This window comes from Acidovorax sp. JHL-3 (genome assembly GCF_000526295.1).
Classification (GTDB): domain Bacteria; phylum Pseudomonadota; class Gammaproteobacteria; order Burkholderiales; family Burkholderiaceae_C; genus Acidovorax; species Acidovorax defluvii.
In genome coordinates this window covers 2,519,924-2,532,891 of record NZ_JAFU01000001.1, presented here as the reverse complement: position 1 = coordinate 2,532,891, position 12,968 = coordinate 2,519,924, and the positions used below count along the sequence as shown (strand labels likewise).

The window sequence follows — 12,968 nt, the reverse complement described above, 5'->3', positions numbered from 1 at the left end:
CAACCCCCATTGCATGACCTCTACCGCCACCGCAGCCACCGCAGCCATTGACGCCACCGCCACCCACGCCTTCATCCAGCGCTGGCAACACAACACCGCCAGCGAGCTGGCCACCGCGCAAAGCTTTGTGATGGACCTGTGCGCGCTGCTGGGCGTAGAGCGCCCGCACCCCACGCCCGAGCAAACCTACATGTTCGAGCGCCCCGTCACCTTTGCCCATGGCGACGGCAGCACCAGCGCCGGGCGCATTGACTGCTACCGGCGCGGCCACTTTGTGCTGGAGGCCAAAAAGCTCAAGGCCGGCAGCCACACCAAGGGTTTTGACGACGGCTTGCTGCGCGCCCGCAGCCAGGGCGAGGCCTATGCCCGCGCCCTGCCCGCAGCCGATGGCCGCCCGCCCTTTGTGCTGGTGGTGGATGTGGGCACCGTGATCGAGGTGTATGCCGAGTTCAGCAAAACCGGCGGCACCTACACCCCCTACCCCGACCCGCGCAGCCACCGCCTGCAACTGGCCGACCTGGCCCGGCCCGAGGTGCAAGACCGCCTGCGCCGCATCTGGACCGACCCCGACAGCCTGAACCCCGCCCGCATCAGCGCCCAGGTCACCCGCGACGTGGCCGCGCTGCTGGCCCAGCTGGCCAAGTCGCTGGAGGGCCATGGCGCAAACTTCAAGCTAAATCAGCCTCCAGCGCTTACACAGCAAGCGCCAATAGCTCCTGAAACCGTAGCAGCCTACCTCACCCGCTGCCTGTTCAGCATGTTTGCCGAAGACGTGGAACTGCTGCCCAAAGGCGCCTTTCTCGGCCTGCTGCAAACCCACAGGGGCGACCCCGCCACGCTGCAGCAAATGCTGCGCATTTTGTGGGCCGACATGGACCGGGGCGGCTTTTCTGCCGCGCTGGCCAAGCCCGTGCTGCACTTCAACGGCAAGCTCTTCAAAGGCGCGGGGCAAGACGGCTACAGCCTGCGGCTCACCCCCGAGCAGATTGATTTGCTCATTGCCGCCGCCAAGTCGAACTGGCGCGAGGTCGAACCCGCCATCTTCGGCACCCTGCTGGAGCGCGCCCTGGACCCCACCGAGCGCCACGCCCTGGGCGCCCACTACACGCCCCGCGCCTATGTAGAGCGCCTGGTGCTGCCCACCGTCATCGAGCCCCTGCGCGCCGACTGGGCCAACGCCCAGGCCGCCGCCCTGGTGCTGGCGCACGAAGCCGCCGCGCTGGAGGGCAAGGCCGCGCAGGCCAAGCTGGCCGAGGCCCGCGCGGAGGTCAAAAAATTCCACCACCAGCTGTGCACCACCCGCGTGCTGGACCCGGCCTGTGGCAGCGCCAACTTTTTGTATGTGACGCTGGAGCACCTCAAGCGCCTGGAGGGCGAGGTCGTCAACCAGCTGGAGGCTTTGGGACACATGCAAGACCAGCTCGGCTTTGAAGGCGAAACCGTCACCCTGCAGCAACTGCGCGGCATCGAGCTGAACGAACGCGCCGCCGCCCTGGCCGAACTGGTGCTGTGGATTGGCTACCTGCAATGGCACATCCGCACCCGAGGCAACGCCGCCGTGGCCGAGCCCGTGGTGCACAACTACGGCAACATCGAATGCCGCGACGCCGTGCTGGCCTGGGATACGCAAGAGCTGGCGTATAACGACGCCGGCCAGCTGCTCAGCCGCTGGGACGGCACCACGTTCAAGACGCACCCTGTGACGGGCGAACAAGTGCCCGACGAAGCCGCCCAGGTGCCGCAATGGCGCTACGTGGGCGCCCGGCAGGCGCAGTGGCCGCAGGCGGATTTCATTGTGGGGAACCCGCCGTTTATTGGCGCCGCCAGCATGCGTGCTGCTTTGGGCGACGGCTACGTGCAAGCCCTGCGCGGTGCCTGGCCCGAGGTGCCCGAGAGCGCGGACTTTGTGATGTTCTGGTGGCACCACGCCGCCGCGCAGGTGGCTGCGGGGCACACGCGGCGCATGGGCTTGATTACGACCAACAGCCTGCGCCAGACGTTCAATCGGCGCGTGGTTGAAGCAAGATTGTCACCCCCCCCCACGAAAGCGACAATTCAAACGGTGCAGCCGCTGCATCTGGTCATGGCGATTCCCGACCACCCGTGGGTGGACGGCGCCAACGGCGCCGCCGTGCGCATTGCCATGACGGTGGCTGCGCCCGGTGTGGGCGAAGGGCAGTTGCTCACGGTGACAGACGAGCGACCCGGTGAGCATGGGGAAGTGACGGTGGCGCTGCAGGAACGGCGCGGTTTGATTCATGCCGACCTGAGCGTGGGCGCCAATGTGGCGGCGGCCATACCTTTGCAAGCTATGGCACGCATTTCTTCGCCCGGGGTGAAGCTGCACGGCGCTGGCTTCATCGTGACACCCGAGCAAGCCGCCGATTGGAATAACCCAGCGCTGGTACGCCACTACCGCAATGGCCGCGACCTGACGGACAGGCCGCGCGGCTCGATGGTTATTGACGCCTTCGGCTTGACCGCCGAGGAATTGCGCACACAGCACCCCAGCGTGTACCAGTGGTTATTGGAGCGGGTCAAACCCGAGCGCGACCAAAACAATCGAGCCGTGTACAGAAACAACTGGTGGGTTTTTGGCGAACCCCGCAGAGAATTGCGGCCAGCGCTCGCTGGCCTGCCTCGCTACATCGCCACGGTCGAAACCGCCAAGCACCGCACCTTCCAGTTCCTCGACGCCAGCATCCTGCCGGACAACAAGCTTATTGCCATCACACTGAATGACGCATTCCACTTGGGCTTGCTCTCCAGCCAGTTGCACATCGACTGGGCGCTGGCCACCGGCTCTTGGCTGGGCGTGGGCAACGACCCGGTGTACGTCAAATCCCGCTGCTTCGAAACCTTCCCCTTCCCCGACGAAGACACCGGCCTGACCCCGCCCCTGCGCGAGCGCATCGCCCACCTGGCCGAGCAGATCGACGCCCACCGCAAGCGCGTGCTGGGGCAGGCGGGGACTGCGGGGGGCGATTTCGCAAGCGAAGCGCGTATGAGCCCGCCGCAGTCCCCGCCTGCCCCGGCACTACCCGCAACAACGCCTGCCGCATCCCCCGCCAGCGCCGCCCTCACCCTCACCGGCCTCTACAACGTGCTGGCCGCCCTGCGCGAAGGCCGCGCGCTCACGCCCAAAGAAAAAACCATCCACACCCAGGGCCTGGTGGGCGTGCTGCGCGAGCTGCACGACGAGCTGGACGCGGCGGTGCTGGCGGCCTACGGCTTGCCCGCCACGGCCAGCACCGACGACATCCTGGCCCACCTGGTGCAGCTCAACACCCAGCGCGCGGCCGAAGAAGCCCAGGGCCGCGTGCGCTGGCTGCGGCCCGCGTTTCAAAACCCGCAAAATTCACTGCAAAAACAAGAGCTGCTACCGCAAGAGGATAAAGCGCCAGAGGCCGATTTGGATAGCGAAAAATCGCTATCAAAACCAGAGCAAACCAAACCCACCCAACACCCCTGGCCCCCCACCCTGCCCGAGCAAGTGCGCGCCGTGGCCGCCGTGCTGGCCGCCAGCCCCGCGCCGCTCACCCTGCCCGCCATCGAAGCCCGCTTCAAGGGCCGCGGCCCCTGGAAGAAAAGCCTGCCCACCCTCTTGCAAACCCTCGAAGCCCTGGGCCGCGCGCAGGCGGTGGCCACCGATGGCGAAGTGGCGTGGCGGGGGTGATGCAAGCGCTCTTAATTCAATAGCTATCAGCGCTTACCCTTAAAGGGCTGGCGGCACTTTTTGCTGATAATTGGCCTGCCGGAGTGGAATCCCGATCGCCCGGCGCGGGTCGAAGGTCTGCAACCCCCAGCGTGCACCGGATTCGACAAGCGCAGCCCAAGCGGTGCGCTGCACGAATCCAAGGCGCCATGGGCCTTTCACCCGGCGGGCAAACACACAAAAACCAAAGCCTTCGTTGCTACCATGTGCCATGGAATCCAAACCACCGAGACCTGCCAGTGAAGCCCAGATACAGGCTGCATTGACCAACCTTCAGCGCTTGGAGGCAGTGCGCAGCACCGGTCTGCTCGACACCCTTCCCGAAGAAAGCTTTGACCGCCTGACCCGTCTGGCGGCCAAGCTCACCGGGGCGCCGGTGACCTTTGTGTCGCTGCTCGACTCGTGCCGCGACTTTTACAAAAGCGCCTATGGCCTGGGCGAGCCCCTCAACACCACGCGCCAGCTGAGCGGGCGCACGTTTTGCCACTATCCCCTGGTGTCGGGCGAGCCGCTGGTGCTGGACGACGTTACCCAGTTGCCCGTTTACGGCGATGTTCCCACCGTGCAATCGCTGGGGGTGCGGGCGTATGCGGGCATTCCGCTGCGCACGGAAGATGGCGAGGTGCTGGGCAGTTTTTGCGCGGTGGATTTCAAGCCCAGGCAGTGGACCGAGCGCGACGTTGAAGTGCTTACCGAGCTGGCCCACTCGGCCATGCGCGAGCTACGGCTGCGCAAGGCGCTGCAAGACGCCGAAACCCTCAACCAGCAGTTGCAGGCCCAGGTGCAACAGGTGGATGCGTTGAACCGCGCGCTCAGCGAGCTGGCCACCACCGATGTTTTGACGGGCCTGAGCAATCGGCGGGCCTTTGATCACCACCTGAAGCTGGAGCTGGGCATCGTGGACCGCCGGGACACGCCGCTGAGCCTGCTCGTGCTGGACGTGGACCATTTCAAGCGCATCAACGACACCCACGGCCACGAAACGGGCGACAAGGTGTTGCAAGCCATTGCCCAGGTGCTGGCCCGGTGCGCCAGGGCCATTGACATGATCGCCCGCGTGGGGGGCGAGGAGTTTGCCGTCATCCTGCCCAACACCGACGCCCATGGCGCCCTGGAAGTGGCCCAGCGCATGCGCATCGCCGTGGCGCAGGCCCACTGTGCCGGGCATCAAGTAACCATCAGCGAGGGCAGCGCAACGCTGCAAAGCCACGAAGACGCCACCAGCCTGTTTTCGCGGGCAGACGCCGCGCTTTACGCGGCCAAGGCTGCCGGGCGCAACCGGGTGGTCAGCGCTGCGTAAACGGGTGGTTTGGGGGTGCGGCGCCGTCCCATCTGCCTTAGACCGGCGCCCCGAACAGCGCCCCCACACCCGCCGTGATGGCCATGGCCAGCGCGCCCCAGAAGGTGACGCGCCAGGCGCCCACCAGCACGCCCGCGCCGCCCGTGTGCGCGGCCACACCGCCCAGCAGGGCCAGAAACACCAAAGCCGTGCCGGACACCCAAACCAGCAGGCTGCTGGCGGGCGCCACGGCAGCCACCAGCAGCGGCAAGGCGGCGCCGGCGGCAAAGGCGGCGGCCGAGGTCAGCGCGGCCTGCACGGGGCGGGCGGTCATGGCGCTGGAGATTTCGAGCTCGTCGCGCGCATGGGCGCCCAGCGCGTCGTGCGCCATAAGTTGCTGGGCCACCTGCTGTGCCAGCGCGGCATCGAGCCCCCGGCGCTCGTAGATGCTGGCCAGCTCGTGCGCTTCGGCGGCGGGGTCGGTGGCGAGTTCGCTGCGCTCGCGGTCGAGGTCGGCTTTTTCGGTGTCGGCCTGCGAGTGCACCGACACGTATTCGCCCGCCGCCATCGACATGGCCCCGGCCACCAGCCCGGCCACCGCCGTCATCAAAATGGTGGACTGGCTGGCCTGCGCCGCCGCCACGCCCACCACCAGGCTGGCGGTGGACACGATGCCGTCGTTGGCCCCCAGCACGGCGGCGCGCAGCCAGCCGATGCGGTCGGTACGGTGGCGTTCAAGGTGCAGGCGGCGTGTGGCGGAGGACATGGCGAAGTCTTTGTGCGGGTAGTGAAGGCTGGCAGGGTATGGGGCATTGGGGTGGGGAGTCAACCAAGCGGGGCGTTATGGACAGGAGACACCCGCGTTCTGAACATCCCGCTTTGCCCAACCAGATCGGCATGTTCTGCGGCAGAAATTACGCTTGGCTACGTGCGGATAAACTAAATCGCATTACCCACTACCCAGGACCCCCAATGAGAACCCTCATCGCAATGTTTATTCTTGCAGCCGCTACCACTGGCTGCGCTGTTTACACACCATCCGGCTCTGTAGTCGTGGACCCAAAGGGTTCGCACGATTCGGGCAAAGGCAAGTTTTGCCCTCCTGGCCAAGCGAAGAAGGGCAATTGTTAAGGATGTCCGGCACAACCCCAGCGAGTCGGTGGTAGTGCGGATCGGGATGGACCACAAGGCGTCTTTTGGAGACCAGTAGCTCGGCTATTGGCAACAAAAGCAACGCAGTGGACCGCCCGAGACCGCGCAATCACAGACCGCAGGGAGTTATGCAGGTCATCCTCAAGGGTTGCCTACAGACATGCGCAGGCGCACCATCGCAATGCTCAAGGCCCCCAACCCCGCGCCGGGCTGGCTGGTGTGGCCGCTTGCCACGGCTCGGCATGGTGGAGGCTCTCATAAACCGCATGGTGTTGGGGCTGGGTCTTGCGTTGCTGGTGCCCTGCGCAGAGGCGCACGGTGCTGGGGCGCGGGCCCACAGCCGCACCGCGTTGCCCACGTCGTCGTTTACCAGCAAAACGCCGCGCAGGTGCACGAGCCGTGCCCACCCACATAGGCACCACTGGCCGACGTGCGCACACCGGCATTTTTGCCTGCGGTGCAACCCGCTTGGAGAATTTTCACCTTCGCACGCCACGGCGCGCGCAACCGCCGCTGTTCGGGTGATGGGGGGTGATGGGGTTGCCCACCATGCACTCAGGTGTGCAGTTCGATAACATGCACGCGTTGGTTTTTCCCCTTTCGCAGGAGGTTGCGCATGGCAAAGATTCTGGTGGCAGCGCTGGCGAGCAAAGCCGACGCAAGCGTGTTTGAGGTGCCTTTTGAGACCCAGGCCGACCTGTGCTGGTATGAACTGCCCTACCGCCAGCAGGCCGAGGGTGACGCGCAGTGGTGCTTTGTGGACTACGAGGCCGATGCCACGTTCAAGATCTTCCGCGTCAAATACGCCACCCAGGCCGACATCAAGACTTTCAAGGTCAAATACCCAGAACAGGCGGGCTGGCGCAACAAGGCGCACCGGTTCTGTGGGCAAATCGGCTGAGGGACTGGCCTGTGCATGGCGCTGAAGGCGATGGCCTCACCGGGTGAGGCCGCACCGCACCTACGCCAGCGCCATCTCCATATTTCTCCCCAATGCGGGCCCCTGCCCTCACCCGCCCACGCAGGTCTGCACCTGCTCGCCCAAGCCCGTGCCGCCCAGGCGCATCACGTCGCCGGGCTTGAGGAACCAGGGCGCGGGCTTTTGGCCCAGGCCCACACCGGCGGGCGTGCCTGTCAGCACGATGTCGCCCGGCTCCAGCGTCATGAACTGGCTGACATACGACACCACGGTGGGCACACCAAAGATGAAGTTGCGCGTGTTGCCGTTTTGCACGCGCTGGCCGTTCACTTCCAGCCACAGGTCGATGGCGTGCGGGTCGGGCATCTCGTCGGCGGTTAGCAGCCACGGGCCGATGGGGGCGAAGGTGTCGTAGCTCTTGCCCTTGTCCCACTGGCCGCCACGCTCGGTCTGCCAGGCGCGCTCGGACACATCGTTGGCCAGCACGTAGCCCGCCACATGCTGCAACGCGGCGGCTTCGCTGACGTGGCTGGCCCGGGTGCCGATGACGATGCCCAGTTCGACCTCCCAGTCGGTCTTGCGCGCGCCCGGTGGAATGCGCACCGCGTCGTTCGGGCCGCTCAGGGCGGTGATGGCTTTCATGAACAGCACGGGCTCGGCGGGCGCCTGCATACCGGCTTCGAGCGCGTGGTCGGCATAGTTCAGCCCCACACAAACGATCTTGCCCACGCCCGCCACCGGGCAAGCCAGGCGCGGCGCACCCTGCACGGCGGGCAAACGGCTGGCATCCAGGGCCGCCAGGGCCGACAAGGTGCGCGGGGCCAACTGAGCGGGGCCCAGTTCGGGCAACAGCATCGACAGATCGCGCAGCACGCCTTGTGCATCCAGCACGCCGGGGCGCTCGGCGCCGGGTTGGCCATAACGAACCAGTTTCATGGGTTGTCCTTGTGTGTCTTGGGTACCGTCCGGCCGCATGCCGCATGTCGCATGTCGCATGTCGCAGGCGGGCGGGCAGCGGCGCGGCATCTATCCTAGTCCAGCGGCACGGTGCGGGTAGCTGCGACTTGCTGATGTGCACGCGCCCACCCATCAGCATTCATGATGCCCCTGTCGCCGTTGGCGATGCCGGGGCCATGGGGCAGCAGGCCGGTGCGGCTTAACATGGTGGGCTTTTCCCGGCGCCTTGCCTGGCGGCCTGGAAACTCCTGTTTTGATAGCTGCTTGCGCTTATGGATATTGCGCTAGAGGCATATTTCTATCCAAAAACCCATGTCCGCGCCCTTGCACCCTGTTGACGATTCTCCATCGCGGCCCCGGCCGCGCAACCCGGCCGACCTGTTCTGGTCGTTCACCTGGCTGGCGCTGCAGGGCTTTGGCGGTGTGCTGGCGGTGGTGCAGCGCGAACTGGTGGAAAAAAAGCGCTGGATGACGAACGAGGAGTTCGTCGAAGACTGGGCCGTGGCCCAGATCATGCCGGGGCCGAATGTGGTGAACCTCTCGGTGATGATTGGCGACCGCCATTTCGGCTGGCGTGGCGCGCTGGCGGCGCTGGCAGGCATGCTCGCCTTTCCTCTGCTGGTGGTGCTGGCGCTGGCGCTGGTGTATGCGCAATTTGCCAGCCACCCGGCCGTGGCGGGCGCGCTGCGGGGCATGGGCGCCGTGGCTGCCGGGCTGATTGCGGGCACGGGCTTCAAGCTGGCGGCGGCGCTGCGCAATCACCCGCTGGGCCCCTGGCTGTGCGCCGCGCTGGCCGCCCTCACCTTCGCTGGCATGGCGCTGCTGCGCTGGCCGCTGGCCTGGGTGCTGCCCGCACTGGGCGGCGTGGCCTGCGTGCTGACGTGGCGAAAGATTGCGCCATGAACCACGCCATTGCACTGCAGCCGCTGGACTGGCTGAATCTGTTTTTCTATTACATCTCGATCTCGCTGCTGGCCGTGGGCGGCGCCATTGCCACCGCGCCCGACATGCACCGCTTTCTGGTGGAGCGCCAGGGCTGGCTGACCGATCTGCAATTCAACGCCTCCATTGCCATCGCCCAGGCGGCGCCGGGGCCCAATGTGCTGTTCATTGCGCTGCTGGGCTGGAACGTGGGCATCAACGCGGGCGGCGCCGGGCCGGCTGGCTGGGCCAGCGGCGCTTTGGGCATGGTGCTGAGCATGGTCGGCATCATGCTGCCCAGCACCACGCTCACCTGGCTGGCCACCCGCTGGGGCCACCGCAACCGCGAGCGGCGCAGCGTGCGCGCCTTCAAGCAAGGCATGGCGCCGGTGGTGATAGGGCTGCTGCTGGCCACCGCCTGGCTGCTGGGCAGCGCCCACAGCAACCCCGCCACCGACTGGGCCCTGTGGCTGCTGACGGCGGTGTGCGCGCTGCTGGTGTGGCGCACGCGCCTGCACCTGCTGTGGCTGCTGGGGGCGGGGGCGCTGCTGGGGGCGCTGGGGCTGGTGTGATCTCGCCTGGCGGGCGAATCTGAATCACACGCCCGCCAGCAAGGCTGGCAACACGCTGCCTGCGGTGCCACTCAACAGCGCATGGGCCACATCGTCCAGGTCGCTCGCGGCCGGGTTGATGATGGCCACGCGGGCGCACGCCTGGCGCGCAACTTGCGCCAGTCCCGCTGCCGGATACACGGCGCCCGCCGTGCCCACCACCAGCATCAGCTCGCAGGTGCGGGCGGCCTGTTGGGCGGCTTCCAGCGTGGCATATGGCAGCGGTTCGCCAAACCACACCACGCCCGGCCGCACCAGGTTGCCGCAGCGGTCGCAATACGGCGGGTGGCCGGCCACGGCGTGGTCGATGTGGCAGCAGTTGCGCGGGGTGTCGAGCCAGCGGTCGGCAAAGATGTCGCCATGCAGGCACAGCGTGCCGATGCTGCCCGCGCGCTGGTGCAGGCCGTCCACGTTCTGGGTGATCAGCGTGAGGCGCCCGGGGTGCTGCTGCTGGAACTGCGCCAGCGCCACATGTCCGGCATTGGGATGCACGCCAGCCAGCAAATTGCGCCGGTGCTGGTACCAGTCCCACACACGCCGCGGGTGGGCGCGAAAGCCCGCTTCGGTTGCCATGTCTTCCGGGCGAAACTGCGCCCAGTAGCCGGTTTGCGCCTCACGGAAGGTGGGCACGCCCGATTCGGCGCTGATGCCCGCTCCGGTCAGCACGGCAATATGGGCTGCGCCCTGCAGCCATTGCCGCACCTCGTAAGCACCCGCAGGAAGAGCGATGTTCATGCGCGCAGCTTAGCAAGCCAGGGACGTGCGGATTCTCGCGATCCTTTCTGCCGCGGCTGCCCGGGAGGCGCTCAGCCCGCCAGCCCCTGCTCCACCATCGCCACGGCGCGCTGGGCCATGGCCTCGATGTGCGCGGCGGGCAGCGCACGCAGCGGGCCGTCGAGCGCCAGCATGGCCAGGCCGTGCACTGCCGACCACGCCAGAAACTCGGCGCCCGGGCGCTGTGCCGCGCCCAGTGCGCCGGCAGTCACCATGTCGTCGAGCGTGCCGCACAGGATCTCGAACGGATCGCGCCCGCTGTCGCCACGAAAGTCGTCGCGGCTGCCGTTGGCCACGTCGAAGGGCTGGGCCACGAAGGCCGTGCGAAACAGGCCCGGCTCGGCCAGCGCAAAGCGCACGTAGCCCGTGCCAACGGCCTTGAAAGCAGCGCGTGCCCGTGCAACAGGCGCGCTCAGGTGGCGCGTGGCGTGGTCGATCTCCGCCTCCATGGCGCGTGCCATCAAGCCCAGTGCGGCGCCGCGCACGGCATCGAGCAATGCCGCATGGCCGGCGAAATGGCGGTAGGCGGCGTTGGGCACCACGCCGGCGCGGCGCGTGGCCTCGCGCAGCACCAGCGCCGGCGGCCCGCCCTCGCGCACCAGCGCAATGCCGGCGTCCAGCAGCGCGCGGCGCAAGTCGCCATGGCGGTAGGTTGGGCGCCGCGCGGTCTGGCCCGCCGGTGCGGCAGGGGTCACAGGAGTGAGAGGAACGGAATGTGAAGCGCTCAAGACGGCGTCCCTGTTGTGCGAAGGGTTAAATGTGGACACTGTTCATTTTACGACGGCACAATGAAGTGGACGTCGTACACATATTGTTCCATTTGCCGCTTTCTACAGGAGACCCGCATGGATACCAACCGCTTTCTCAACGGCTTCCTCTGCACCGTGCCGACTGCGCGGCGCGACACATACCGCCCGCGCTCCGCCCCCTTGCAAGGAGACCCACCATGACCCCATCCAAAAACACCGTCTGCCTCTGGTACGACAACGACGCTGAAGAAGCAGCGCGGTTTTACGCCACCACCTTTGCTGACTCGGCCGTCGGCGCCATCCACCGCGCACCGGGTGACTACCCCGCAGGCAAGGCGGGCGACGTGCTGGTGGTCGAATTCACCGTGCTGGGCCTGCCCTGCATGGGACTGAACGGCGGGCCGGGCGTGGAGCACAGCCACGCGTTCTCGTTCCAGGTGTCCACCGCCGATCAGGCCTAGACCGACCGCTACTGGAACGCCATCGTCGGCCACGGCGGCCAGGAGGTGGAATGCGGCTGGTGCCGCGACAAGTGGGGCATCTCGTGGCAGATCACGCCCGTGGCACTGGCCCAGGCCTGGACCCACCCCGACCGCGCCGCCGCCAAGCGCGCCTTCGACGCCATGATGACCATGAAGAAGATCGACGTCGCTGCCATCGAGGCCGCGGTGGCGGGCCGCTGACCCGCCGCACCCCACACCTGTTCAACCCGGAGGCACCATGCAATTCACCCCCTACCTCAACTTCGACGGCAACTGCCGCGAGGCCTTTGCCTTCTACAAGGATCTGTTCAAGGGCACCGTGGTGCACCAGAGCACCTTCGGCGAGATTCCGCCAGACCCGCAGAACCCACCGATCCCGCCCGAGGCGAAAGACCGCCTGATGCATGTGCACCTGCAGGTCGGCGCGCAGGCGCTGATGGGATCCGACACCCTGCACGGCGCCAGCGACGTGTGCGCGGGCGGCTATGCCAAACCGCAAGGCCTGTGGGTGTCGATCCAGGCGGACGATGTCGCCAAAGGCCGGCGCGTGTTTGACGCCCTGGCGCAAGGCGGCCAGGTGACCATGCCGTTCGACAAGACCTTCTGGTCGGCCGGCTTCGGCATGGTGACCGACCGCTTTGGCACGCCTTGGATGATCAACGTGAACGCCGGCTGAGAGCGCGGACCCGACCAAGGCTGCAGGGCCGGCACACATCAGGCGCCGAAACCGAGGAAAAAACCATGACAAGTGTTCGCGTGGAGAGCTTCACCATCTCGCTCGACGGATATGGAGCGGGCCCGGACCAAAGCCTCGATGATCCGCTCGGCGTGGGCGGAACGCAGCTGCACCAGTGGCTGCTGCCGACCCGCACGCTCCAGCGCACGCTGTTCGGCCAGGACGGCGGCAGCACGGGGGTTGACGATGATTTCGCCGCGCGCGGCTTTCAGAATGTTGGCGCATGGATTCTGGGGCGCAACATGTTCGCCCCTCATGCGCGGCGAGTGGCAGGACAACACCTGGAAAGGCTGGTGGGGCGACGATCCGCCCTACCACGTTCCGGTCTTCATTCTGACCCACCATGCCCGGCCGCCGATCGAGATGGAAGGTGGCACAACGTTCCACTTCGTCACCGGCGGCATCCATGAGGCGCTTGAACGGGCACGCGATGCCGCTGGCGGCAAGGACGTGCGGATCGGCGGCGGAGCCAACACCATCCGGCAGTACCTGCGTGAAGGCCTTATCGACGAACTGCACATCGCGGTCGCGCCGGTGTTGCTTGGCCGGGGAGAGCCGCTGCTGCAGGGGCTCGACCTGCGGGCGCTGGGCTACGAATGCGTTCAGTTCGTGGCGTCCGACAAGGCCACGCATGCCGTCCTGCGGCGCCACGCTAACCCGGCGCCTGAGCAGG

Annotated in this window: 11 protein-coding genes and 2 pseudogenes; 8 read left to right on the top strand and 5 right to left on the bottom strand. The window is 66.9% G+C overall.

Annotation, left to right across the window (positions count from 1 at the left end):
* Positions 1 to 13 precede the first annotated feature (13 nt).
* On the top strand, positions 14 to 3,676 hold the full coding sequence (locus K226_RS0111890) for a DNA methyltransferase (RefSeq protein ID WP_035241034.1): 3,663 nt from the start codon (positions 14 to 16) through the stop codon (positions 3,674 to 3,676).
* Positions 3,677 to 3,926: 250 nt separating this feature from the next.
* Positions 3,927 to 5,015: a sensor domain-containing diguanylate cyclase gene (locus tag K226_RS0111880; RefSeq protein ID WP_024815019.1), complete on the top strand. Its 1,089-nt coding sequence runs from the start codon at positions 3,927 to 3,929 to the stop codon at positions 5,013 to 5,015.
* Positions 5,016 to 5,052: 37 nt separating this feature from the next.
* Here K226_RS0111880 and K226_RS0111875 read toward each other — a convergent pair whose 3' ends face one another.
* The gene (locus tag K226_RS0111875; RefSeq protein WP_024815018.1) at positions 5,053 to 5,760 is read right to left on the bottom strand and encodes a VIT family protein; all 708 of its coding nucleotides are present in this window, start codon (positions 5,758 to 5,760) and stop codon (positions 5,053 to 5,055) included.
* Between the two features lie 1,002 nt (positions 5,761 to 6,762).
* On the opposite strand from K226_RS0111875, the gene K226_RS0111870 reads away from it, so the two are divergent.
* Positions 6,763 to 7,047, top strand: coding sequence for a DUF6150 family protein (locus K226_RS0111870; RefSeq protein WP_024815017.1), 285 nt, complete (start codon positions 6,763 to 6,765; stop codon positions 7,045 to 7,047).
* A gap of 108 nt (positions 7,048 to 7,155) precedes the next feature.
* On the opposite strand, the gene K226_RS0111865 is transcribed toward K226_RS0111870, so the two are convergent.
* Positions 7,156 to 8,001, bottom strand: a complete 846-nt coding sequence (locus K226_RS0111865; RefSeq protein WP_024815016.1) for a fumarylacetoacetate hydrolase family protein — start codon at positions 7,999 to 8,001, stop codon at positions 7,156 to 7,158.
* 95 nt (positions 8,002 to 8,096) lie between these two features.
* Entirely contained in the window at positions 8,097 to 8,228 is a 132-nt protein-coding gene (locus K226_RS20370) for a hypothetical protein (protein WP_255346683.1), read from the bottom strand.
* A 106-nt stretch (positions 8,229 to 8,334) separates the two neighbouring features.
* Here K226_RS20370 and K226_RS0111855 point away from each other — a divergent pair, with 106 nt between their 5' ends.
* Complete coding sequence (locus K226_RS0111855; RefSeq protein ID WP_024815015.1) at positions 8,335 to 8,925, top strand: chromate transporter; 591 nt, start codon at positions 8,335 to 8,337, stop codon at positions 8,923 to 8,925.
* A complete protein-coding gene (locus K226_RS0111850; protein ID WP_024815014.1) occupies positions 8,922 to 9,515 on the top strand; it encodes a chromate transporter in 594 nt (197 codons plus the stop codon). The genes K226_RS0111855 and K226_RS0111850 overlap by 4 nt, the downstream gene beginning before the upstream one ends.
* A gap of 24 nt (positions 9,516 to 9,539) precedes the next feature.
* Here the strand turns inward: K226_RS0111850 and K226_RS0111845 are convergent, their stop codons facing one another.
* Positions 9,540 to 10,289, bottom strand: coding sequence for an NAD-dependent deacylase (locus tag K226_RS0111845; RefSeq protein ID WP_024815013.1), 750 nt, complete (start codon positions 10,287 to 10,289; stop codon positions 9,540 to 9,542).
* Positions 10,290 to 10,360: 71 nt separating this feature from the next.
* Positions 10,361 to 11,023, bottom strand: coding sequence for a TetR/AcrR family transcriptional regulator (locus K226_RS0111840; RefSeq protein WP_024815012.1), 663 nt, complete (start codon positions 11,021 to 11,023; stop codon positions 10,361 to 10,363).
* A 251-nt stretch (positions 11,024 to 11,274) separates the two neighbouring features.
* On the opposite strand from K226_RS0111840, the pseudogene K226_RS18940 reads away from it, so the two are divergent.
* The 3 genes and pseudogenes from K226_RS18940 to K226_RS18935 form a co-directional block, all read left to right on the top strand.
* Positions 11,275 to 11,760 (top strand): annotated as a pseudogene (locus K226_RS18940) (VOC family protein).
* A 37-nt stretch (positions 11,761 to 11,797) separates the two neighbouring features.
* Positions 11,798 to 12,235 carry a VOC family protein gene (locus K226_RS0111830; protein ID WP_024815011.1) on the top strand — a complete coding sequence of 146 codons (438 nt, stop codon included), beginning with the start codon at positions 11,798 to 11,800 and terminating at the stop codon, positions 12,233 to 12,235.
* Positions 12,236 to 12,300: 65 nt separating this feature from the next.
* Positions 12,301 to 12,949, top strand: a pseudogene (locus tag K226_RS18935) (dihydrofolate reductase family protein); the annotation flags it as partial.
* Positions 12,950 to 12,968 lie beyond the last annotated feature (19 nt).

Coding starts and splice junctions, on each gene's coding strand:
- K226_RS0111870 (WP_024815017.1), top strand. CDS start 6,763: ATGGCAAAGATTCTGGTGGCAGCGCTGGCGAGCAAAGCCGACGCAAGC.
- K226_RS20370 (WP_255346683.1), bottom strand. CDS start 8,228: ATGTTAAGCCGCACCGGCCTGCTGCCCCATGGCCCCGGCATCGCCAAC.
- K226_RS0111850 (WP_024815014.1), top strand. CDS start 8,922: ATGAACCACGCCATTGCACTGCAGCCGCTGGACTGGCTGAATCTGTTT.
- K226_RS0111865 (WP_024815016.1), bottom strand. CDS start 8,001: ATGAAACTGGTTCGTTATGGCCAACCCGGCGCCGAGCGCCCCGGCGTG.
- K226_RS0111880 (WP_024815019.1), top strand. CDS start 3,927: ATGGAATCCAAACCACCGAGACCTGCCAGTGAAGCCCAGATACAGGCT.
- K226_RS0111890 (WP_035241034.1), top strand. CDS start 14: ATGACCTCTACCGCCACCGCAGCCACCGCAGCCATTGACGCCACCGCC.
- K226_RS0111830 (WP_024815011.1), top strand. CDS start 11,798: ATGCAATTCACCCCCTACCTCAACTTCGACGGCAACTGCCGCGAGGCC.
- K226_RS0111845 (WP_024815013.1), bottom strand. CDS start 10,289: ATGAACATCGCTCTTCCTGCGGGTGCTTACGAGGTGCGGCAATGGCTG.
- K226_RS0111875 (WP_024815018.1), bottom strand. CDS start 5,760: ATGTCCTCCGCCACACGCCGCCTGCACCTTGAACGCCACCGTACCGAC.
- K226_RS0111855 (WP_024815015.1), top strand. CDS start 8,335: ATGTCCGCGCCCTTGCACCCTGTTGACGATTCTCCATCGCGGCCCCGG.